This is a genomic window from uncultured Flavobacterium sp. (assembly GCF_937967675.1).
Taxonomy (GTDB): Bacteria; Bacteroidota; Bacteroidia; order Flavobacteriales; family Flavobacteriaceae; genus Flavobacterium.
In genome coordinates this window covers 29,549-52,863 of sequence record NZ_CALBSN010000068.1, presented here as the reverse complement: position 1 = coordinate 52,863, position 23,315 = coordinate 29,549, and the positions used below count along the sequence as shown (strand labels likewise).

The 23,315-nt window shown below is 32.7% G+C and carries 25 protein-coding genes; 14 read left to right on the top strand and 11 right to left on the bottom strand.

What is annotated here, in order from left to right; all coding sequences use genetic code 11:
- Positions 1–957: 957 nt before the first annotated feature.
- Positions 958–1,821: a transposase gene (locus Q0075_RS04875; protein ID WP_297868529.1), complete on the bottom strand. Its 864-nt coding sequence runs from the start codon at positions 1,819–1,821 to the stop codon at positions 958–960.
- Positions 1,822–1,950: 129 nt separating this feature from the next.
- A complete protein-coding gene (locus tag Q0075_RS04870) occupies positions 1,951–2,532 on the bottom strand; it encodes a transposase (protein WP_297868528.1) in 582 nt (193 codons plus the stop codon).
- A gap of 321 nt (positions 2,533–2,853) precedes the next feature.
- Here Q0075_RS04870 and Q0075_RS04865 point away from each other — a divergent pair, with 321 nt between their 5' ends.
- Positions 2,854–3,390 carry an outer membrane beta-barrel protein gene (locus Q0075_RS04865; protein WP_297868527.1) on the top strand — a complete coding sequence of 179 codons (537 nt, stop codon included), beginning with the start codon at positions 2,854–2,856 and terminating at the stop codon, positions 3,388–3,390.
- A gap of 14 nt (positions 3,391–3,404) precedes the next feature.
- A complete protein-coding gene (locus Q0075_RS04860; RefSeq protein WP_297868526.1) occupies positions 3,405–3,974 on the top strand; it encodes a hypothetical protein in 570 nt (189 codons plus the stop codon).
- Between the two features lie 133 nt (positions 3,975–4,107).
- Here the strand turns inward: Q0075_RS04860 and Q0075_RS04855 are convergent, their stop codons facing one another.
- Positions 4,108–4,800, bottom strand: coding sequence for an SIMPL domain-containing protein (locus Q0075_RS04855; RefSeq protein WP_297868525.1), 693 nt, complete (start codon positions 4,798–4,800; stop codon positions 4,108–4,110).
- 56 nt (positions 4,801–4,856) lie between these two features.
- Positions 4,857–5,483, bottom strand: coding sequence for a rhomboid family intramembrane serine protease (locus tag Q0075_RS04850; RefSeq protein WP_297868524.1), 627 nt, complete (start codon positions 5,481–5,483; stop codon positions 4,857–4,859).
- Positions 5,484–5,562: 79 nt separating this feature from the next.
- On the opposite strand from Q0075_RS04850, the gene Q0075_RS04845 reads away from it, so the two are divergent.
- Entirely contained in the window at positions 5,563–6,444 is an 882-nt protein-coding gene (locus Q0075_RS04845; protein WP_297868523.1) for a lysophospholipid acyltransferase family protein, read from the top strand.
- 18 nt (positions 6,445–6,462) lie between these two features.
- Here the strand turns inward: Q0075_RS04845 and Q0075_RS04840 are convergent, their stop codons facing one another.
- Genes Q0075_RS04840 through Q0075_RS04830 form a run of 3 tightly spaced genes read right to left on the bottom strand, consistent with a single transcriptional unit; the run spans position 6,463 to position 9,229 of the window.
- Positions 6,463–7,950 carry an aminotransferase class V-fold PLP-dependent enzyme gene (locus tag Q0075_RS04840; RefSeq protein ID WP_297868522.1) on the bottom strand — a complete coding sequence of 496 codons (1,488 nt, stop codon included), beginning with the start codon at positions 7,948–7,950 and terminating at the stop codon, positions 6,463–6,465.
- 14 nt (positions 7,951–7,964) lie between these two features.
- Positions 7,965–8,459: a hydrolase gene (locus Q0075_RS04835; protein WP_291109867.1), complete on the bottom strand. Its 495-nt coding sequence runs from the start codon at positions 8,457–8,459 to the stop codon at positions 7,965–7,967.
- A gap of 5 nt (positions 8,460–8,464) precedes the next feature.
- Positions 8,465–9,229, bottom strand: coding sequence for an MBL fold metallo-hydrolase (locus tag Q0075_RS04830; RefSeq protein ID WP_297868533.1), 765 nt, complete (start codon positions 9,227–9,229; stop codon positions 8,465–8,467).
- A 116-nt stretch (positions 9,230–9,345) separates the two neighbouring features.
- Here Q0075_RS04830 and Q0075_RS04825 point away from each other — a divergent pair, with 116 nt between their 5' ends.
- Entirely contained in the window at positions 9,346–10,821 is a 1,476-nt protein-coding gene (locus tag Q0075_RS04825) for a TonB-dependent receptor (RefSeq protein WP_297868521.1), read from the top strand.
- Positions 10,822–10,875: 54 nt separating this feature from the next.
- A complete protein-coding gene (gene rlmH, locus Q0075_RS04820; protein ID WP_297868520.1) occupies positions 10,876–11,349 on the top strand; it encodes a 23S rRNA (pseudouridine(1915)-N(3))-methyltransferase RlmH in 474 nt (157 codons plus the stop codon).
- 63 nt (positions 11,350–11,412) lie between these two features.
- On the opposite strand, the gene Q0075_RS04815 is transcribed toward rlmH, so the two are convergent.
- Both Q0075_RS04815 and folP read right to left on the bottom strand, forming a co-directional pair.
- Positions 11,413–12,150, bottom strand: a complete 738-nt coding sequence (locus tag Q0075_RS04815) for a hypothetical protein (protein WP_297868519.1) — start codon at positions 12,148–12,150, stop codon at positions 11,413–11,415.
- 3 nt (positions 12,151–12,153) lie between these two features.
- Entirely contained in the window at positions 12,154–12,975 is an 822-nt protein-coding gene (gene folP, locus Q0075_RS04810; RefSeq protein WP_297868532.1) for a dihydropteroate synthase, read from the bottom strand.
- A gap of 89 nt (positions 12,976–13,064) precedes the next feature.
- Here folP and Q0075_RS04805 point away from each other — a divergent pair, with 89 nt between their 5' ends.
- The 6 genes from Q0075_RS04805 (at position 13,065) to Q0075_RS04780 (ending at position 17,362) form a co-directional block, all read left to right on the top strand.
- Complete coding sequence (locus tag Q0075_RS04805) at positions 13,065–13,604, top strand: DUF1599 domain-containing protein (RefSeq protein WP_291109881.1); 540 nt, start codon at positions 13,065–13,067, stop codon at positions 13,602–13,604.
- Positions 13,605–13,664: 60 nt separating this feature from the next.
- The gene (locus tag Q0075_RS04800; RefSeq protein WP_297868518.1) at positions 13,665–14,750 is read left to right on the top strand and encodes a MauE/DoxX family redox-associated membrane protein; all 1,086 of its coding nucleotides are present in this window, start codon (positions 13,665–13,667) and stop codon (positions 14,748–14,750) included.
- 3 nt (positions 14,751–14,753) lie between these two features.
- A complete protein-coding gene (locus Q0075_RS04795; RefSeq protein WP_297868517.1) occupies positions 14,754–15,254 on the top strand; it encodes a TlpA disulfide reductase family protein in 501 nt (166 codons plus the stop codon).
- A 110-nt stretch (positions 15,255–15,364) separates the two neighbouring features.
- Positions 15,365–16,114 carry a triose-phosphate isomerase gene (tpiA, locus tag Q0075_RS04790; protein WP_297868516.1) on the top strand — a complete coding sequence of 250 codons (750 nt, stop codon included), beginning with the start codon at positions 15,365–15,367 and terminating at the stop codon, positions 16,112–16,114.
- 136 nt (positions 16,115–16,250) lie between these two features.
- Positions 16,251–16,643 carry a DUF1801 domain-containing protein gene (locus Q0075_RS04785; protein WP_297868515.1) on the top strand — a complete coding sequence of 131 codons (393 nt, stop codon included), beginning with the start codon at positions 16,251–16,253 and terminating at the stop codon, positions 16,641–16,643.
- Positions 16,644–16,666: 23 nt separating this feature from the next.
- Positions 16,667–17,362: a hypothetical protein gene (locus Q0075_RS04780; RefSeq protein ID WP_297868514.1), complete on the top strand. Its 696-nt coding sequence runs from the start codon at positions 16,667–16,669 to the stop codon at positions 17,360–17,362.
- Positions 17,363–17,464: 102 nt separating this feature from the next.
- On the opposite strand, the gene rho is transcribed toward Q0075_RS04780, so the two are convergent.
- Positions 17,465–19,243, bottom strand: coding sequence for a transcription termination factor Rho (gene rho / locus Q0075_RS04775; protein WP_291109898.1), 1,779 nt, complete (start codon positions 19,241–19,243; stop codon positions 17,465–17,467).
- Between the two features lie 185 nt (positions 19,244–19,428).
- Between rho and Q0075_RS04770 the strand changes: the two genes are divergently transcribed.
- The gene (locus Q0075_RS04770; protein ID WP_291109900.1) at positions 19,429–19,839 is read left to right on the top strand and encodes a DUF4293 domain-containing protein; all 411 of its coding nucleotides are present in this window, start codon (positions 19,429–19,431) and stop codon (positions 19,837–19,839) included.
- A 107-nt stretch (positions 19,840–19,946) separates the two neighbouring features.
- On the opposite strand, the gene Q0075_RS04765 is transcribed toward Q0075_RS04770, so the two are convergent.
- Complete coding sequence (locus tag Q0075_RS04765) at positions 19,947–20,441, bottom strand: metallophosphoesterase family protein (RefSeq protein WP_194096676.1); 495 nt, start codon at positions 20,439–20,441, stop codon at positions 19,947–19,949.
- 118 nt (positions 20,442–20,559) lie between these two features.
- Between Q0075_RS04765 and truA the strand changes: the two genes are divergently transcribed.
- Together truA and Q0075_RS04755 are read left to right on the top strand one after the other, a co-directional pair.
- Positions 20,560–21,318: a tRNA pseudouridine(38-40) synthase TruA gene (gene truA, locus Q0075_RS04760; RefSeq protein WP_297868513.1), complete on the top strand. Its 759-nt coding sequence runs from the start codon at positions 20,560–20,562 to the stop codon at positions 21,316–21,318.
- Complete coding sequence (locus Q0075_RS04755; RefSeq protein ID WP_297868512.1) at positions 21,311–23,131, top strand: ABC transporter ATP-binding protein; 1,821 nt, start codon at positions 21,311–21,313, stop codon at positions 23,129–23,131. The genes truA and Q0075_RS04755 overlap by 8 nt, the downstream gene beginning before the upstream one ends.
- The last annotated feature ends 184 nt before the right edge of the window (positions 23,132–23,315 follow it).

Genomic DNA, 23,315 nt, shown 5'->3' with positions numbered 1-23,315 from the left:
CTGTAAATCCGCTGATTACATCTTCGCAGGTTCGAATCCTGCTCTCCCCACAAAAGCACCTTTAACGAGGTGCTTTTTTTGTTTCTTGTTGTTTTAAAGGATTAAAACATACTTTACCTTTTTCTTAAAACACTACATGCAAATAGAAGTAAAACTAACGAAATACATACTCACGTAAGCACAAAAAGCATACAACAAATAAAAAGCCCTTTTAATGATTTGTAAGATTTTTTTATTATTTTTGGTAAGGATATAACTGATATGTATCAGACACATACACCCAAAATTGGGCAGCTATGTATGATTTTGTCAGACATATAAACAAGTTAGCAGTAACTTTATGAGAACCTTCGAGAATCCGAGAATATAACTTAACAGAAAGTTGAAAGTACTTCAAAAATGGAAAATGGAAATCCTAAAATAAATGTTTATCACATTGTGACTTTTGCAATCGTATTGTTTTTTGGACTACTTTCTATAAAACACCAAAATATGATTGGTGCAATTAGTGGATATTATTTCATCCCAATAATTGTAATTTTGAAAAGAAATTTTGAACGTAATTATTTTCAAACATTAATTTATTGTGTTTTTTTAATTTGTTTAAATGAATTATTGATACGCTCGTTTGGGAAAATTGGAATTAATTCAGACGGAAATCCTTGGGCGTGTTTATTTTTTTATCAAACAATATTTATTTCATTTGTAACTCTTTTAATTTTGACATTTATCACAAACAGAAAAAAGGAAAACATAGCTAACCAAATTTTATACTTAATGTTATCATTTTTAGCAATAGCTATAATTTATTTTCTAATAACAAAACCAATATAAAAAGCTACTGCTAACAGCGGTAACTGTTGCACAACTACCATTTTTTAAATAAAATTTCAAAAAAAATAAAATTCTGACCTCGTTTATCTCGAATTTTCGGGACATTTAAGCGAGGTTTGTTTTTTAGTTGAAGTACAAAATTCTAAAATCGGAATAGCTTACAATCGAGTTTTTGAAGTCTTCAAAGACTGATTTTACAAAAGTAAAGCACTTCCCCTGTTTTAAGGCAATAACTTGGGCTAAAACACTTGGTTTTTTGATGGTAAAGCGCAAGTATTTCTTCAAGTTGTAGGTTAAACTTGCCATTAATACGTGTTTGTTTGTGTTTTTGATACCTCTTGTGTTGACTCGCTTCATATTGGTAAAGTTGACCAAGGTTCCAATCACAGGTTCTACCGTTTTACTTCGTATTCTCGACATTTTCTTGGCATATTTCTCGTTTTGTGTGAGTTTTTGATGCATGCGGTCATAATGTTCTTTGTGAATACTATCGTCGATTTTTTTAAACTTGGTGCTTTTGCCACAACATTGTTCTCTTAGCGGACAATGCTTGCAATCGGATTCACTGCTTCTATAGGTTCGTTTGGTGTAGCCTTTACTATCTGTTTTTTCGCCTTTGAACAGTAGTTTAGCTTGGTTGCCTTCGGGTTTTGTACATTGGTAATAATTTTCTTCTTTGTTGAAGGTAAAACCTTCTCGCTCGGGTTTGTATTGACCGAAATTAGGAATGTAGGCGTTGATGTTTTTTTGATGTAGATACGCTAAAGCTTCGCCGCTACTGTAACCACCATCGGCTAAAAGTTCTTCTAATTCAATATCATTTTTGTTTAGGTTTTCCTCTGTAAGCTCTACAATTTGTTCTAAACACTGACTATCGCGTTTGTCGGCAAAATCAGAACAGGCTCCTGTAATGACATGATGAGCATCGTCTACAGCAATTTGTCCAAAATAATTTAATTGTCGCGCTTTACCTGGTTTTACACTCACTCTAGCATCGCTATCTGTAGGAGAATAATGTGTATGATTGGATACCTATTTTGGTCGGATGATGTTCCCAAATTCATCTACTTTGTCTTTTCCTGTAGCGTTAGGCATTCCTTTATAGGCTTCTTCTTTTCAAGCGTGGTGTTGTTCTACCAATTTCTTTCTGGTACTGGTAGTTTTAAATTCGCTGTTTTCTTCTAATTCGTTTACAAAAGCACTAGCATCCTCCAAAACTTCTTTCTCCACCAAACTATCCATACTCGCATTGGCTTTAATAAAAACACTGTCCACCGCTTGACGTTTGCCACGAACCATGCCTTTATTTACGCACATTTTTAAGACTTCTTTGAACAAACTCAAAAATACTTCTTCGTCATACAAACTTCGTGTACGGCTAATGGTGCTATGCCATGGCAATTGCTCATGAACATCATAACCTAAAAACAAACGTATCGATAAACTATCGCTACAAAAAGCGATTAATTGTCGGTCAGAGTTAATGTTATTCAAATATCCTACCAACAAAATCTTAAAGAATACAACAGGATCAATACTTTCCTGTCCTTCTTTGCCATAATACTTTTGGGTAGCTTTATAAATGAAATGTAAATCGAGTTCGGTTAACAATTTTCTATAAAAATTATCCGCTGGAACCAAATCCAACAAATTAACCGAAACAAATAATTGTGGAGTAAAATTTTTCTTTCCTTGCATGAATAAATTTACAAATTATATCGTTTTTATGCAAGTATTTGTATATTTGAGTTGTGCAACAAGCACAGCGGTTTAGCAAGATGGCGAGAATCTTGGAAAACAAAACCGCAAGAAACATAAAATTAAATATTAACAAATCAGCTTACGAAGCTCGCCACCTCGCTAAGCCACAAAACGTTGTATGAAACCATTGAGTAACAAAGGCTCAAAAAAATTAAAAAACAACGTTATGAAATTAATCAGAACAAAATTAGTTCAAGGCAACAGCCCACCAAAAAAGAAAGATTATATTTACATTTTTAACATTATAAATTTATACACATGAAAACATTTAAACTATTAATTGCTATTGCATTATTATCTTTTGTTACTTCAAACGCCCAAATTACTAAAGGTAATTGGTTAGTTGGGGGAACTGGGAGTTTTTACAGCGCTCAATTGAAAGACGATGACAATAATACAAATAGTAATAGTATTGGACTTGAAATTAGACCGAATTTAGGATATTTTGTAATGGATAAATTTGCCATTGGTATAACTCCACTGATAGCTTATAATAAACCAGAAAATGGTAGTTCTGTGACAAGCTATGGAATAGGTCCATATGCAAGATATTATTTACTCAAATCTGATAGAAGAGTAAATGTTTTGACTCATGTCGGATATTCATTTTCAGGCAGTAATAATTCGAGTAGTAAAAGCACTGCGTTAGATTTTAAGGCTGGTCCAGTTGTTTATTTTAATAGTAGTGTTGCTTTCGAAATGACAATTAATTATAATATTAACAACCTAAATTCTTCTACAACTTATAATATATTAAGTCTAGGATTGGGTCTCCAAATTCACTTAGAGAAATAAAAATCAAATAAATTATGAAAAAAATTCTTTTGTCTGCAATAATTACAATGACTTTAATTGCTTGTAAAGAAAACACCGAAAAACCTAATGCAGCCTCATCTGAGAAAAGTGAAATTAATGCAGAAATTAAAGACACTACTAAAGAGGAGAAATCAGAAATAACTTTTGAAGATTATAAAACTGAATTCAAAGAATCATCTGAAAAAGTTAAAATAGATTTTAAAAGCAATGAGACAGCTAAAGCGTACAAAACTGCAATTTCAGAAACTTATAAAGATGGAAAAGTAAATTTCGCAGGAAATTATATAATTGCAACTTGGGGTTGCGGAACATCTTGTATTTCTGGAGCAATGGTAGATGTCAGAGATGGAAAGGTTTATAATTTACCAATTGATGACGAATGGGACGGAATTGGAAATTCGGTTAATTCAGACAAAGAAAGTACATTATTAATAACAAGCCTTTCAGGAATGAATTTAGGTGAAGGAATCGAAGCACTTGAAAAATATTGGAATTGGAACGAAGCAAATAAAAAGTTTGAATTCATAAAAATGGAAGAAGTTAAAACAGAAAACCAACAATAACACTGAACGCCTAACAGCAGTTTGCAAAACGTTTTAAAAATATTTCCAAAACCTATGGCTACTCGCCATTTTAAGATATAAACAAAAAAGCCAGAACTTACATTCTGGCTTTTCTATTTTTTATCCTATTTTCTTATTCCAATACAAAAGAAACGGATATGTTTGAAACAATCTCAATTTCTCCTATTGCTAATGTTTCTTGTGGCGTTGAAGCACCGTCTGCCATAGCCATGGTTTTCATTTCGGCAAATACTGGTCGTGGATAATTGGTATATGAATTATCAGAAATCACTAATACCTTCCCTACTTTTTGTCCCACTAAAACGGAAACGTAATCTTCTGCCTTTTGTTTGGCATCTAACATTGCTTTTTTACGAGCTTGACTTTCGTATTCTTTAATTTTAGATGATTTGAATTCTACGCCTTGAATTGTATTAATGCCGCTATCTACTAAATCTATCATTAATTTATCGTACTTAGATAAATCTTTCAAATAAATAGAAATCGTTTGATTGGCTACATAATTGTATTTTTTAGTATTGTAATCATAGTTTTTATACAAGTTTACACGTTGTGTTTGATAATCGGCTGTTGGAATACCTCGTTGTTTGATAAGTTTTAACACTTTATCAACGGTTTCATCATTTTTCTTTTTTACTTCGGCTGCCTCTTTACCTATGTTTTCTACCGCCACTGTAATAACAACTTCGTCTGGAGTTACTTTCATTTTTCCTTCTCCCGAAACGCTGATTTGTGGTACTTGTTTTAGTTCTTGTGCCTGAATTGTGGCAGTAACTAATGCGAATAATAAGACTATTTTTTTCATATGGGTAAATTTTTATAATTAGAAGTTTTCAAGTATTGTGCCAAAAATACAGAGCTTTATATTTTTTTCATTTTCGCCATAATAATTAAGATAACTATTGGTACCAATAATGCTATTACTGTTTTAGGTTCTTCATAGCTTAAAAAAGGATATTTGGCTAATGTTATAACAAATCCACCAATTGCGCCTCCAAAATGCGCCACATGACCAATATTGTCACTTTTTGCTTTCATGCCATAAATTGAAAACAACAAATACACAAATCCGAATATATATCCAGGGATAACTCCATACATATACAAATTAGGCTCTAAAAGAATTGCGCTGTAAATAATTCCCATTACGGCGCCAGAAGCACCAACTGCTCTGTAATAATAATCGTCTTTATGAAAAAATAAAGTAAGTAAATTTCCTGCGATTAAACTCCCAAAATACAAATACGCAAAATACAAGGCACCCACACTATCAATTACATAAGGCGCAAACATGTACAGTGTGAACATATTGAAAACCAAATGCATAAGATCTACATGTAAAAATGCCGAAGAAAACATTCTATATTGTTCTCCTGAACGAATACTTCCGATGTGAAATTCGTATTTTCTAAAGAAAGAAGAATCGTTAAAGGCTTTGTAACTAATTAAAGCATTTGCGGCTAAAATCAATAATAAAACAAGGTTCATAAAGTTTTTTTTGTAAATTTAAGAATACTTTGTCAAATTTACTTCCAAGTAAAAAAGTATATTTGTAAAAAATTTAGCAATGCAATTATTAATTTATCTTATCCTATATCCTATTCTTTGGGTAATTTCAATTTTACCATTTCCCTTATTTTACTTGTTTTCAGATTTTATTTGTTTTTTAATTTATAATGTAATTGGCTATCGTAAAAAAGTAGTTCGAGATAATATCAAATTAGCGTTACCTCATTTGTCTAACGAAGAGCGCTTCCAAATAGAAAAAAAGTTTTACAGTCATATGTGTGATATGTTTTTAGAAATGATAAAAACAATGAGCATTTCACAAAAAGAAATGGAAAAACGATTTTCTTTTACGAATATGGAGGTTTACTATGATTTAGAAAAGAAAAACAAAAGTATTGCTTTGATGTGTGCCCATTATGCTAGTTATGAATGGGTAATTTCAATGAATTATTATACGAATTTTAAAGGAATTGGTATCTATAAAAAATTAGCTAATCCTTATTTTGATAAATTGGTTAAACGCATTCGATCAAAATTTAAAGCGGAATTAATAACTACAAAAGAGACTATTTCCACCATTGAAAACAATTACCGTAACAAAGTTTTAAGCCTGTATGGGTTTGCTAGCGACCAATCGCCAAAAGCTAGATCGGCCTACCATTGGGCTCCATTTATGGGACCAATAGTTCCGGTTCATACGGGTGCAGAAATGCTAGCCAAACGCTTTGATATGAATGTGATTTTCTTAAAAGTTAAGAAAGTAAAAAGAGGCTATTACGAAGCAAGTTTTGAAATACTTTCTGAAGACGCTAAATCAGTTCCAAATTATGAGATTACCGATAAATTCTTGAAATTAGTAGAAGAACAAATCTACGAAGCTCCCGAATTTTACTTGTGGACGCATAAAAGATGGAAACATATTAAAGAAAAAGCCCAGTAAATACTGAGCTTTTTCTTTTTATAAATTAAACCAATTATGAACCATTTCTTTGATTTCACCTTGGGAACTTCTATGAACAAATTCATTGGTTTTGGGATTGTAGTCGTATTCCGTTCCCCATTCTTTATGATTAGCGGCTAAAGCTTTAATGTTCTCGCAAACGAATTCCATTTCTTCTGTTGTAGTTGTTGGGTGAATCGACATACGAATCCATCCTGGTTTTTGGATTAAATCTCCCGATGTAATTTTACAAACCAAATTGTGAGATGTTTCTTGGTCAACATGTAATAAATAATGTCCGTAAGTACCCGCACAACTACAACCACCACGTGTTTGAATTCCGAATTTATCATTTAATAGTTTTACTCCTAAATTATAATGTAAATCATCAATATAAAAAGAAATAACCCCTAATCTGTCTTGTTGTTGATTTGCAAGAATATGAAGATTATCAATATTGCCTAATTTCTGAAATACATAATCGATTAATTCATGTTCTCTGTCTAAAATATTTTGAACTCCCATTTTGTCTTTCAACTGAATTGCCAAAGCAGTTTTCATCACTTGTAAGAACCCTGGAGTTCCACCATCTTCTCTATCTTCGATGTTATCTATGTATTTGTGTTCACCCCAAGGATTAGTCCAGCTTACAGTTCCACCCCCTGGACAATCAGGGACGTTATTTTTGTATAAGTTTTTATTAAAAATTAAAACTCCCGAAGTCCCAGGACCACCTAAAAACTTATGTGGTGAGAAGAAAATCGCATCCAAATAACTTTCTGTATCTTCCGGATGCATGTTGATATTTACATAAGGACCTGAACAAGCGAAATCAGCAAAACAAACCCCATTGTTTTGATGCATTAATTTTGCTACTTCGTGATATGGCGTTTTAATTCCTGTAACATTTGAACAAGATGTAATAGAAGCAATTTTAAAACTTCTGTCTTGGTATTTTTCTAATAATATTTTTAGATTTTCTATGCTAAACAACCCATTCTCATCTGCTGGAATAATAACCACATCTGCAATTGTTTCCAACCAAGAAGTTTGATTCGAATGGTGTTCCATGTGCGAAATAAAAACAATAGGTCTTATCGCATCTGGAATTGCTGTAAACTCTTTCAAATTTTCGGGAATACGAAGTCCTAAAATACGTTGAAACTTATTTACAACACCTGTCATACCTGTTCCATCGGTAATTAGAATATCATTTTCACTAGCGTTTACATGTTTCTTAATGATATGACGCGCTTCATGATATGCCATTGTCATCGCGGTTCCGGTCACAGAAGTTTCGGTATGTGTATTGGCAACGAATGGTCCAAATTCATTCATCAACTTTTCTTCAATCGGGCGATATAATCTTCCGCTCGCCGTCCAATCGGTATAAATAATTCTCTTTTCCCCAAATGGCGATTGAAATGTTTGATTGATTCCAATTATATCCTTTCTGAATTCATCAAAATAACATTCTAATTGGGTTTTCGCTGTTGTAGTTGCCATGCGTTGTAATTTATTTATTCTTTTGTTTGTCTTTCGTATAAAACCGTTTCTACAGTTTCAAAGTCTGTTGGTTTTGTTTCAGAAACAAAGTATTTTATTAAAATTTGACCCCATAAATCTCCATTAGAAAATTCAGCTATTATCCATCTATGATTTAAAACTTTTGACGAATTAACTAAAAAAGGCTTTCCGTCAATTGGTTCATACGGTACTAATGGATTTCCATTGGCACTTTCATTTAAAGCAATTAAATCTTCTTTGACTTTAACTGCTACTTTCTGATAATCTAAATTATTAGAATAAAAGTATTCTTGCGCATCTTCATCACTTTCTAATGCAAAATAATTAGCATTGGCTAATGAAGCTACTGAATCTCTTGAGGTTTTTAAATTTGCTTTTACTTTCAGTACTTCTTTATCTTTAGCGTCTAATATTTTTGTTGCATTTACGTATTGAAACACATTAAACAATAACGAAAAAATCAAAGCATACAAAATTACGTTCTTCATAAATCTTAAATATTAATTTCTAAATTATCATAAGCTACAAACACATTTTCTGGCAATTTCTTCTGAATTTCTTCATGAAAACCAAACAAATGACTAATGTGTGTTAAATAAGTTGTTTTTGGACGCACCAAAGATATAAAATGTAACACTTCTTCTAAATTAAAATGTGTTGCATGTGGTTCTTCTCTTAAACAATTTACTACCAATACTTTACAATCTTTTATTTTGACAATTTCACAGGTTTCGATAGTTTTTACATCCGTTAAATACACAAAATCTTGGATGCGGTATCCAAAAACTTGTAACGAACCGTGAAAAGCATTAACAGGAACAATTGTTTCGTTATTCACCGTAAAAGGCTGATTATTTACCACTTCATTTTCAATAATTGATGGTGCTCCTGGATACTTGTTTTCAGTTTCAAAAATATAATCAAATCTTTTTTCAAGGTTTTTTAAAACGCGTTGATGGGCGTAAATAGGAATAGCACCTTGCTTAAAGAAAAACGGACGAATATCATCTAATCCAGCTGTATGATCAGAATGCTCGTGAGTAAATAACAGTGCATTTATTTTTTCGCATTTCGAATTTAGCATTTGTTGCCTAAAATCGGGACCACAATCGATAACAAGAGAAACTTTTTCTGTTTCAACCCAAACGGATACCCGCAATCGCTTGTCTTTTTCATCCGCACTCAAACAAACAGAATGATGGCTTCCAATTACTGGAATGCCTTGAGATGTACCTGTTCCAAGAAAATAAACTTTCACAATTATGTTTTTCACAAAAATAACAATAATTATGGTTGTTTTTATAAAATGATTAACTTTGCATAGGCTTAAATTATTCACATTTGCCCCCAAAATAAATTTTTCAGATGAAAAGTATGGTTACAGATATTAAAGTTCGTGGTGATAAACAGATAGAGCAAATCCCTTCCATTAAAGATAAGGCATTGAGAATTAATCTTAATGAAAATATTTATGGGACATTTGCTGAAATTGGGGCGGGTCAAGAGACGGTTAGAAACTTTTTTAGAGCTGGTGCTTCTTCTGGAACAATTGCAAAGGCCATGTCGGCTTACGATAAAGATTTTAGTGATGCTATTTATGGAGAAGAGACCGATGGTCGCTATGTAACAGAAAGTAGATTACGTAAAATGTTAACCCATGAAATTAATTTGGTGGAGCAGCGTTTAAGCAGAGACAAACATCCAAATAAATTGTTCTTTAGTTATGCTAATACTGTAGCTACTATCGATTTTGCAAAACAGTACAAAGGACATGGATGGGTTGGAATTGTCTATCAAGTAGAACCTGATGAAGCTTACAATGAAATTATACTTCACATTCGTTTTAAAGAAAATGATGCTAAACTTCAGCAAGAAACACTGGGAATTTTAGGAGTGAACTTAATTTACGGTGCTTTTTACAAATATAATGACCCGAAAAAATTACTGCGTTACTTATACGACCACTTAGATAAAGACCAATTAGAAATTGATACGATTAACTTCTCTGGTCCTCGTTTTGCTGATGTTGATAATCGTTTGATGAGTTTACAATTAGTGAAAAATGGAATGACCGATGCCGTAATGTTTGGTCCAGATGGAAAAAACATTTTACCAGCTGCTGTTTTATATAAGAAGAACATTTTGGCTTTAAGAGGAAGTTTCAGACCGGTTACTAAAGTTAATATGGACATGTATGAGCGTTCGTATGAAATGTTTATTCAAGAAAATAAAGTAGATAAAGAAAATACTTTTGTAGTTTTTGAAATCACCCTTTCTAACTTAAAAGCGGAAGGCGAAATTGATGAACGCGATTTCTTAGACCGTGCCGAACTACTTTGTAAATTAGGACAAACAGTAATGATTTCCAACTTCCAAGAATACTTTAAAGTAGTAGAATATTTCTCTAATTATTCTAAAGCTCGTATGGGATTAGCTATGGGAGTAAATAACTTAGTCGAGATCTTCGATGAAAAATATTACCGCCATTTATCAGGTGGAATATTAGAGGCTTTTGGAAAATTATTCTATCGCGATTTAAAGGTGTACTTGTACCCGATGAAAGATGAAAATGGTAATATCATCACTTCAGAAAACTTAAAAGTACATCCAAGAATGAAAGAATTGTATAAGTTCTTCAAATTCAATGGAAAAGTTATTGATATTAAAGATTTTGACGAAAAGAACTTGGATATATTTTCAAGACATGTATTAAAAATGATCTGCAGAGGAGAAGCTGGTTGGGAAGAGTTACTACCAAAAGGAACTGCAGATATCATTAAAAAAGAAAAACTATTTTCTTACGCTTGCGAAATTGATTTCAAAGAGAAGCAAACGGAAGAAATTAACTAATATCGAAAATCACTCCTAAAAAGAGTGATTTTTCATTTCACAAATACAAACCACATGAACATTCGTCTTTTAACTATCGGAAAAACAGATAATAAAGCGCTACAAACCTTGATTGATGATTACACCAAGCGTTTGTCGTTTTACGTGAAATTTGATTTGGAAATCATTCCCGACATCAAAAACGTAAAGAATTTATCCGAAGCCCAACAAAAAGAAAAAGAAGGTGAATTGATTTTATCCAAAATCACCCCAACCGACCATTTAATTCTACTTGACGAAAACGGAAAAACGTTCAGTAGCGTAGGATTCTCCGACTTTTTACAAAAGAAAATGAATGCTGGAATTAAAACCTTAGTATTCGTAATCGGTGGTCCGTACGGATTTAGTGATACCGTTTATCAAAAAGCACAAGGCAAAGTTTCGTTATCGGAAATGACGTTTTCTCATCAAATGGTACGATTGTTTGTAATCGAACAAATTTATAGAGGGTTTACAATTTTGAGAAATGAACCGTATCATCATCAGTAATAAGGTAAAAGGATTTACTCTATCCAATTCCCAACTCCCAACTCCCAACTCCCAACTCCCAGCTTACAACTTACACCCACATTCCGGCAATTTCTTCTCATCATATACAAATTCAAAAGAAGACAATTGAATTTCATCATTCGTTGCTTTCCATGCTAAAATCTTATTTTGAATGTATTGGTCATACGTTAAGCGATTGTCGAAATTCAAATGTAGCATCGTGATTTTTCCGTCGCTTGTAAAGTCTGCAAATTCTTTAATGAAATCGATAAATTCTTCTCTAGAAACATCGTTTCCATCAACGGTAATTTTATTGTCTTTATTGAAATTTACAGTAAAATTGTGGAAGTCTCTGTAATGTTCGGCGTGTTTTTTAATGAAAAACTTAGAAAAATGTTTACCGAATTTAAACTCCACATCTGTAAAAGGGAAAAAAGCCAAATTCTTAGCCACACTATCCGAATACGTAAAAACGTTCATGGTTCCTTCCTTCGAATGTGAACTGCGTTTCTTTTTGTCTTGTAAATTCATCACTTCTGGAATGACTAATTTCAAAGGCAAACGTTTGTCGATATTGAACACCCAATTGGTAGAAGAAATTGAATTTTTGCGATTCACTTCAACAATCGTATCTAATTTTTCTTTGTCATCGGGATTTTCTTCGGTTTTAAAGAACATATAAACGGGAGAATGGTCTGTCATTTCTTTCATAACCGAAACATTTTCTTGAGGCAACAACACTTCTTCATCATTACAAGAAAACAAGCCTATCAAGGCAACAATAGCAACTAATTTCTTCATTCTTTATTTTAATTTACTGACTAATTTTATACACTCCACTGCTTCTTTTACATCATGAACTCGAAGAATTTTAGCTCCATTTTGTAACGCAATTGTATTCAAAACCGAAGTTCCATTTAAGGCTTCTTGTGGCGAACTTTCTAACACTTTATAAATCATCGATTTTCTTGAAATTCCCGCTAACAATGGCAATTCTAACATCGAAAACAACTCCATTTTATGCAACACTTCGTAATTCTGTTCCAATGTTTTGGCAAATCCAAATCCAGGATCAATCACAATATCCGAAATTCCAAAGCTTCTCGCCTTTTGAATTCGCTCTGAAAAATAGAAAATCATTTCTTTTACAATGTCGTTGTAATCGGTTAGACTTTGCATCGTTTGTGGATTGCCTCTCATGTGCATCATGATGTAGGGCACTTTCAATTCGGCAACGGTTTCCAACATTTTATCATCTAACAAACCTGCTGCAATGTCATTTACCATAGCAACCCCATGTTCTACCGAAGCTTTCGCAACTTGAGCTCGAAATGTATCTACCGATAAAATAATATTGGGAAACGTTTCAACCAATGATTTCACAATCGGAACCAAACGTTTGATTTCTTCTTCTTCCGAGACAAATTCGGCACTTGGCTTACTCGAATAGGCACCAATATCAATAAAATCAGCACCTTCCGACAGCATTTTATCTACTTGATGAATAATCGAATTGATTTCTTTGTGCTTGCCACCATCGTAAAACGAATTAGGCGTCACATTTAAAATCCCCATGACCTTTGGAGTTGATAAATCGATTAAATTTCCGTTGCAATTGATATTCATCATAATTTGTATTTCTTTTCACTTTTCACTTTTCACTTTTCACTTAATTGCTTACTTTTGAAAAATTTCACACAAATATAAAGCAAATAATGTCGAATACTTCTCAACAATATGATAAAGTTATAGCGGTTTGTCGCGATTTATTTTCAAAAAAAGCACACGATTACGGAACCGCATGGCGTGTTTTACGTTTACCTTCTTTAACCGATCAAATTTTTATTAAAGCGCAACGAATTCGCAGTTTACAAGAAAACGAAGTGCGTAAAGTGGATGAAGGGGAAGCATCAGAATTCATCGGAATTATCAATTATTGTGCGATGGCATTGATTCAAATGGAAAAAGGAGTTGCTAGTCAACCTGATATGTCAGCTGATGAAGCCGTTAGATTATACGATGAAAAAATAGCTGAAACCAAAGCCTTAATGGAAAACAAAAATCATGATTATGGCGAAGCTTGGCGCGATATGCGAATCAGTTCGTTAACCGATTTAATCATTCAAAAGTTACTTCGTGTGAAGCAAATCGAAGACAACAAAGGTAAAACATTAGTTTCGGAAGGAATTGACGCCAATTACCAAGACATGATTAACTATTCGGTTTTCGCTTTGATTTTAATGGAAAATAAATAACAAGTCGTTAACACATTACCTTTTTTGGAAATTGTATTTTTATCAAAAATCAAAAAAAGCATGAAAAAAGAAAACTTAAGTTGGATTTTACGCCTAACTATTTCTGCCTTATTTATTGTTTCGGCTGTAGCTAAATTGTATCCATCGCCTTATTTTGCGATTTCCACTTTTGAAGTAAAACAATTGTATCCATTAGGATTTTCAGAAGGTTTTGCGCCTTATTTCTCGAGAATTTTAATCGGAATTGAATTCGCACTTGGAATTGCTATTTTATTGAAAGATTACTTAAAAAAAATCACAATTCCAGCTACGATTTTATTGTTAGCGGTTTTCACAATTCACTTAAGCTACACCACTTTTGTAAGTGGAAATGCAGGAAATTGTGGTTGTTTCGGAGAATTAATTCCAATGACACCTGTTGAGGCTATTATCAAAAATATCATTGCGATTGGATTGTTAATTTGGTTATTCAAAATACTACCTGCTGATGGAAAATCGAATTTTTGGTTGTTGAAATCGGTTGGTTTGGGTTGTGTTTTAGCACTTTTTATGCTGGCTCCAATTCGACCAGTAGCGGAAATTGTTGAAGAGCCAATTAGTCCAAAAAATAGTATTATTGAAATTAAACCTTCTACAGATTATATTTATACAACTGAAGAAATAAAAATAGGAAATGATTCCATTAAATTGAAAGATGGAAAAGAAATTCCAACAGAAAAGAAAACCGAAGACGCTCCTAAAAAAGTAAAATCGGGTTATGAAAAATATTTTCCGGGTATTGATACTGATAAAAAGATTCTGTGCTACTTTGTGCCGGGTTGCGACCATTGTATGGATACCGCAAAAGAATTGAACGAAATGCGTAAAAAAGATAAGAACTTCCCTCCTATTTATGTGATTTTCATGAATGAAGAACCAGAGAAAATTCCAACCTTTTTTGAATTCGCAGGAACGAAATTTCCATACAAAATGATTGATGTGATTCCGTTTTGGACCGAATTAGGTTCAGGAAAAGACACACCAGGGGTGAAATATTTATGGAATGGTAACGAATTCAAATACTATTACGGCATCAATGAAAATAAATTCAATAGTAATGAATTCAAAAAAATAATTAAAAAGCCTTATTCGGAATTAAAAAAATAAGCTATGAAAAAAATATTTGTTTTAGCAACGATGCTAATCAGCACTTTAGGATGTGCACAAAAAGAAGAAACTACTTTTAAAAAAGAAAGTCTTGATTATGTTTTAAAAACAACAAATGATCAGCCAATTACTTTTCAAGAAGTAGTAAAAAAACATGAAGGAAAGACCATATTTATAGAAATTTGGGCTTCATGGTGTTCGGATTGTATCAAAGCAATGCCAGAAGTAAAAAAAATAAACCAAACCTATGGTAAAGATGTTGTTTTTGTAAACTTATCCTTTGACAAAACATTTGAAAAATGGATTCAAGGAATCGAAAAACATGAAGTGGAAGGTGAGAATTATTTCATTGGTGATAACATGAAAGGAACATTTGGAAAATCATTAGATGTAGATTGGATTCCAAGATACTTAATAGTAGACAAAACCGGTAAAATTGTTTTATACAGAGCTATAGAAAAAGATTTTGACAAAATAAAAGAGGTATTAAACAAGGTTAAATAATAGTCTAATCTTCGCAAACCTTTGCGTAAATTTATTACAATGAGGTGACCAAAAAATACTAATTAAACAAACAAATTAGTACTTTTGAAATTATTAAAAATGAAATTTCAATGAGAAAAAATATCGTTGCCGGAAACTGGAAAATGCACAAAACGCAAAAAGAGACCGTTGCATTATTAGAAGAGATTATTGCAAAAAAAACAAATACAACTACTGAAATTATTGTAGCTCCAACGTTTGTCAACCTATCAAAAGCAGTTGAGATTACGAATGGAAAAGGAATTACAGTGGCCGCACAAAACATGCACCAAGCAGAAGGTGGTGCTTTCACAGGCGAAATTGCAGCTTCTATGTTAACTGATATCGGCGTAACAACTGTAATCTTAGGTCACAGCGAAAGACGTGCTTATTTTCATGAAACCGATGCTTTATTAGCTAGTAAAGTGGATACTGCGCTAAAACATGAAATGCGTATTATTTTCTGCTTTGGTGAAGAATTGAAAGACCGCCAAGCCAACAATCATTTTAATATTGTTGAAAATCAACTTCGTGATGGATTATTTCATTTAGAGAAGAAAGATTGGGCGAATATTGTATTGGCTTACGAACCTGTTTGGGCGATTGGAACAGGCGAAACGGCTTCTCCAGAACAAGCACAAGAAATGCATAAATTCATTAGAACGTTAGTAGAAAAAGTGTACGGTTTCGATATTGCAGACAACTTGACTATTTTATATGGCGGAAGCGTAAAACCTGATAATGCTAAAGAAATTTTCTCTAAACCTGATGTAGATGGTGGTTTAATTGGTGGTGCTGCTTTAAAAGCAGATGACTTTTTGGCTATTGTGAATGGGTTTTAATTTTTTTGGAACACAGATAACGCAGATTTAACGGATTTTCACCGATCTTTTAAATGTGTTATTTCAAAATAAAACTATTATTAAACTCCGAGACTTCTCGGAGTTTTTTATTACATTTGGTTGAAACAATAGTTTTATGAATTTAGATATTCAGACATATAACAACTCGCAATCTACAGAAGATAAGCTAATTTGTGATGCATTAGCGGAACAAATCAACTTACATTTACCAGAAGCAGAAAATAAAATTTGGCATGCCCATCCGGTTTGGTTTTTAGATGGAAATCCAATTGTAGGTTACAGCAAACAAAAGAAAGGCATCCGATTGATGTTTTGGAGCGGACAATCATTTGATGAAAATAAACTGAATGTTTTAGGAGGTAAATTTCAAGATGCTTCTATTTTTTATAATTCCGTTAATGAAATTAATATTCCTGATTTAGAAATTTGGGTTCAAAAAGCAAAAGAAATTCAGTGGGATTACAAGAATATTGTAAAACGAAAAGGCGTTTTGGAAAGGTTGAAGTAAATTATATTTAAAGGTTAAAAAAAATGAAAATAATATTGATAACTTTTTTATCAGTTTTACTAATTTGTTGTAATAAATCAAATGAAGAAAACAACTTTAAAAAACATTCAAATGAAGTTGAAAATATCGCAATTTGTGATACTATTGAATTTTATTCTGATTCTACCAACTTTGGAGCCAAAACAAAAAATAAAATAGACATCTATAAAATTGTTACAAATCAAAACACATTTATTAAATTGTTCTTATATAAAAAAGACAACAGTCTTTGGGTTCTAAATGATAGCCTTAAAGTAGATGGTGATTTTATAAACAAATTAAACTGCGAAATAAGTGATTTTAATAATGATAATTTAAAAGATTTACTCTTCGTATCAGGAACTGCTGCTCGTAGAGGAAATGTTGTTCAAACTTTAGTGTTATATTCAAATGAAAAACTAAAATGTATAAAAAATTCAGAAAATTATCCAAACTTAATGTACAATAAAAACCTTGATTGTCTAGATTCATTTATTTTAACTGGAGGAAACACAACTTGCTTTTTAAAAATAGAAAACGATAGTTTAAAAGAATTTGCAAGAGTAGAACAAAGAGATAGATTAATAACTTCTGAAGTATTAGAAAAAAATGGAAAATGGAAAGAATTATCCAAAGTAAAAGACTATTCCGAAGACATGAAAAGATTTATTAATTATAATCCTTTACAAGAAAGAGAATAATTTTTTTAACTCAATCTTTCACTAGTATCAAGCTAACGTTAGCAAAAAAATATCAAAAATAAACCCATAAAAAAACTCCGATTTTCATCGGAGTTTCTATTTTTATTCATTCATCGAAATTAAGAATTCTTCGTTGTTTCTGGTTTTCTTGAAACGGTCATGAATGAAATCCATAGCTTCTACTGGGTTCATATCGGCTAAGTATTTACGCATAATCCACATTCTTTGAATGGTGTTTTCATCTAATAACAAATCGTCGCGACGTGTACTTGAAGAAACCAAGTCGATTGCAGGGAAAATACGTTTGTTGGCAATTCTTCTGTCCAACTGTAATTCCATGTTACCAGTTCCTTTAAATTCTTCGAAGATTACTTCGTCCATTTTAGAACCGGTTTCTGTCAATGCAGTTGCGATGATACTTAACGAACCACCGTTTTCTACATTACGAGCCGCTCCAAAGAAACGTTTTGGTTTTTGTAACGCATTCGCATCAACACCACCACTCAATACTTTTCCTGATGCTGGTTGAACTGTATTGTATGCTCTTGCTAAACGTGTAATCGAGTCTAATAAAATCACTACATCGTGACCACATTCTACTAAACGTTTTGCTTTTTCTAAAACAATATTGGCAATCTTAACGTGCTCTTGTGGCTCTCTGTCGAAAGTAGAAGCAATTACTTCACCTCGAACGCTACGTTGCATATCGGTTACCTCTTCTGGACGTTCATCAATTAACAAAACAATTAAATAAACTTCTGGATGATTAGCTGCAATAGCATTTGCAACATCTTTCAACAACATGGTTTTACCCGTTTTTGGTTGGGCTACAATCATACCCCGTTGTCCTTTTCCAATTGGCGAAAATAAATCGATAATACGAGTCGAAATTGTGCTACTGCGTTCCGCTAAATTGAATTTTTCCTTTGGAAAAATAGGCGTTAAATGATCAAAAGCAATTCTGTCACGCACCACTTGTGGGTCATGTCCATTGATTTTTAATACTTTTACTAATGGAAAATATTTTTCACCTTCTTTCGGTGGACGCACTACTCCTTTTACGGTATCCCCTGTTTTTAATCCGAACAAACGAATTTGAGACGTTGATAAATAAATATCATCTGGTGAAGCTAAATAGTTGTAATCTGACGAACGCAAAAATCCATAACCATCTGGCATCATTTCTAAAACGCCTTCACTTTCAATAATTCCGTCGAACTCATAATCAGGTTCTCTGAAGTTTTGCTTTTTGTTTGGATGCTGGTTTTGATTTTTATTAACGTTCCCATTAGTACCATTTGTAGCTTCAGTTGCAACGTTCTTTTTATAATCAGGATGGTTGGGATTATTTTGATTGGCCTTGTAATTTGGATTTTTAGGCTGTGTCTTTTCTTTTGGAGTAGTTTCGGTGGCAACAGCTTCGGTAGTTGCTTTTTCTTCTGAAGTTGTTACTTCTTTTTTTGTATCGGGTAAAGATTGTTTATTTTTAAACTCTTTACGAGGTAACTTCTCATTACGTTTTGGAGCTAGCTCTCTATTTTCTGTAACTTTAATTTCTTCTTCAACTTTTTCAGTTGTAACCGGAATAATTTCTTCTGGTAAATCTTTCAAAGGTTTCGAAAACAAATCTTTTTTGATTTTTGGCGCTTGGCTAACTTCTTTTTTAGGAACAATTCGCGCTCTTTTTTCTTTAGGCTTTTCAGCTGTTGATTCAGGAGCTAAATCTGATTTAATAACTTCAGGTTTTGCTGCTTGCAAATCTAAAATCATGTATACCAAATCGTCTTTTTTTAAGGAGCGGTATTTATTGATTTTAGCTACTTTTGCAATCTCTTGCAAATCAGAGAGTTTCATCTCCTTTAATACTTCAATATCAAACATGGATATAAGTTGAATAAAATTGTTGATTGAGTTAAAATAAAAAAATGATAGATTTTTTTTGAAGTGTAAGGTGTCGTAGAATGAAGTACTTACGACTAATACAGTGCAATAATACGAATAAATTTGAATATAGCAATAGTTTTTATTGAAAAGAAATACTATTTTTGTTCCATAAATACATCAAAATGATACAAAGAATTCAAACGGTTTACATGGCTATCAGCGCAATTGCGATGGGCGCTTTGCCTTTTGTGTTTTCTTTATGGACAACAACCGATAAAAAAGAAGTGTTTTTTACCTCTTCTTTATTATATATAGTGTTTTTTGTAGTATCAGCTTTATTAGCAATTTTTAGTATAATCAATTTTAAAAAGAGACAACATCAATTTGTTTTAAACAGATTGAACATGATATTTAACTTTATTTTACTAGGATTTTTTGTGTATCGCTCGCTAAACTTATCCGGAGAAACTCAAGTTTCTGAGAAGGGTATTGGGATGTTTCTTCCTGCAATTTCTATCGTTTTATTAGTCTTGGCCAACAAGGCAATAAAAAAGGACGAAGATCTCGTAAAATCTGTTGATCGATTACGATAAACCTATCATCTTAGTTTATTAGTGCGTTAAAAATCCGATTCGAAAGTTTCGGATTTTTTTATTTAAACTGAACACTGTGACTGAAAACTGCGACTGAATAATTAAGACTATTTCTTCCCTAGTTCAATCACTTCCAAACTCTGGATTTTATCGCCATCGATTTCAAAACGCAACATGGTTCTAACTTGATGAAAACCATATTTTCCACAAGCTCCTGGATTCATGTGTAATAAATTCAACTTCTTATCAAATTGTACTTTTAATATGTGAGAATGACCGCATATAAATAATTTCGGAGGATTCTTTGTGATTTCGGCACGAATTGCTTGATTGTATTTATCGGGATAACCGCCAATATGTGTAATCCAAACATCTACACCTTCACAGAAAAATCGATTGTTTAATGGAAATTCTAAACGTGCTTTTTCATCGTCGATGTTTCCGTAAACAGCGCGAAGTGGTTTTAGTTTTTTAATTGTGTCAGTGACTTCTAAATTCCCAATATCGCCCGCGTGCCACACTTCATCGGCTTGGTTGACGTATTTCAAAATGGCGTCATCAATGTGACTGTGCGTATCGGATAACAACAGAATTTTCTTCATAAGACAAAATTAAGTTTTTATTATTAATATTTGAAATTGTCATTGCCTTTGAATTTTGTAAATTTGCAAGCTATCTAGAAAAACTGAACACTAATTACTGAACACTGACCACTATATTTTGAGATATTTCATAGAATTTGCCTACAACGGAAAAAACTTCCACGGATTTCAGAGTCAGCCTGACGCCGCTTCGGTACAGGAAACTTTGGAAAAGGCGCTTTCTACCCTTTTCAGAGAAAATATAGCAATTGTAGGTGCCGGAAGAACCGATTCGGGCGTGCATGCTAAACAAATGTATGCGCATTTTGATACCGAATTGGAATTGGATTCCGACTATTGGTCACACAAATTGAATTCATTTTTACCGCCGTCGATTGTAGTGTATCGAATTTTTAAAGTAGCTGATGATGCGCATGCGCGTTTTGATGCGAGTTCGAGAACTTACGAATATTACATGCACACATTTAAAGATGCGTTTATTACCGATGGAAGTTGGTATCATTCGCATCATTTGGATTTTGAGAAAATGAATGAAGCTTGTAAAATTTTGTTTGAATACATTGATTTTGAATGTTTTTCGAAAGTACATACCGATGTAAATACGTTTAATTGTAAAATTACGGAAGCGCATTGGAAACAATCAGGAAATCAGCTTATCTTTACCATCACTGCCGATCGATTTTTGCGCAACATGGTAAGAGCGATTGTGGGAACTATGGTAAATATCGGTCTAGGAAAAATTGAAGTCGCTGATTTACGCACCATTATCGAAAGTAAAAACAGAGGAAAAGCCGGATTTTCAGTTCCTGCACATGGATTGTATTTGGTGAATGTTAGGTATCCTTACATAAAAGAAAGAGAAAAAATTAATGAGTAAAACAAAAAAATCGTCGTTTAATAAATTGCTAGTTTATGCAAAACCGCACCAAGGAAAGTTATTCTTTGTGTGTTTTTGGGCTGTAACCTTAGCGATTATTAGTGCTTTTAGACCATTTTTGTTAAATTTTACTATTGACAATTATCTAATTGAAGTTAAAAAAGAAACAAACGTAATTCAGCAATATTTTGAAGGTTTAATGCTTTCCATTTTCCCTGGAAACGATAATTTTTCTAATCTTAAAATATTAGTAGTTATAATGTTTGTGGCGCTTTTATTAGAAGCGATTTCACAATTTTACTTCAGTTATATAGCCAATTGGTTAGGACAAGATGTAATTAAAGATTTACGAAATAAACTTTATAATCACATCAATTCATTCAAAATGAAGTATTTTGATAATGAACCGGTTGGGAAATTAGTTACGCGTTCGGTTTCCGATATCGAATCCATTGCAAGTATCTTCAGTCAAGGTTTATTTATGATTATCAGTGATGTATTAAAAATGATAATTGTAATTATTTTCATGCTTGTCGTGAATTGGAAAATTACAGGAATTGTGCTCGTTATCATGCCAGTTATCTTATTAGCTACAAACATTTTTAACCGAAAAATGAAAGTCGCTTTTAATGAAGTTCGAAACGAAGTAGCTAACTTAAATACTTTTGTTCAAGAGCGATTAACCGGAATGAAAATCGTGCAATTATTCAACAGAGAAGCAATTGAATTAGAGAAGTTCAAAGAAATCAATCAGAAACACAACGTAGCATGGTTGAAAAACATTTTATACAACTCCATCTTCTTCCCTATTGCCGATATAATTTCAAACATTAGCATTGGATTAGTTGTGTATTTTGGTGCTTTGTGGATTATTAACGGAGATGCAGACACTTCAATTGGGCAATTAGTTGCCTTCAATATGTATATTTCCATGCTTTATAACCCATTACGTCAAATTGCGGACAAATTTAATGTAATGCAAATGGGTATAGTTGCTGCCGATAGAGTATTCGAAATTCTAGAAAAAGAAGAAAACGTTCAAGATAACGGAACAGTCGAAGCAACGCATTTTAAAGGTTTGATTCAATTGAAAGACGTTCGTTTTAGTTATATTAAAAACGAAGAAGTTTTAAAAGGCATCAATTTAGAAGTCCAACCCGGTGAAACTATTGCTATTGTGGGAAGCACCGGTGCTGGAAAATCGACCATTATCAATTTATTGAATCGTTTTTACGAAATTGATTCGGGTGAAATCACGATTGATAATCGTAATATTAACGAATACACTTTAGAAAGTCTTCGCAAGCAAATTGCTATTGTGTTGCAAGATGTATTCTTATTTGCTGATACCATTTACAACAACATTACACTTCATAACGACGCAATTACTAGAGAAGATGTAATCAAAGCCGCTAAGAAAATTGGTGTGCACGATTTCATCATGTCTTTACCTGAAGGCTACGATTATAACGTAAAAGAACGTGGTGTGATGCTTTCTTCGGGACAACGCCAATTGATTGCCTTTTTGAGAGCATACGTGAGTAATCCAAGTATTTTGATTTTGGATGAAGCTACTTCGTCAATCGATACGCATTCAGAAGAATTGATTCAAAAAGCTACCGAAACCATTACAAAAGATAGAACTTCTATCGTTATCGCTCACCGATTAGCAACCGTTATCAACGCGAGTAAAATCATCGTTATGGATAAAGGCCAAATCGTTGAATTCGGAAAACACAGCGAATTGGTGAATAAGCCAAATGGTTATTATAAGAAATTATACGATTCGCAGTTTGCTGTGGAGGTTGAATAGTTTTAATAGTCGCAGTATTCAGTCTCAGTCACAGTTTGTCATGCTGCTAAGCATCTCTTGAACTAGCATTTTTTCTTTGGAACACAGATTTAAGAAATTTCAGTAATTTTTAAAATTTCTTAAATCTGTGTTTCCGAATTTATAATTTATTTGAATTTTGGAATTTGAATTTTGAAGTTTATTT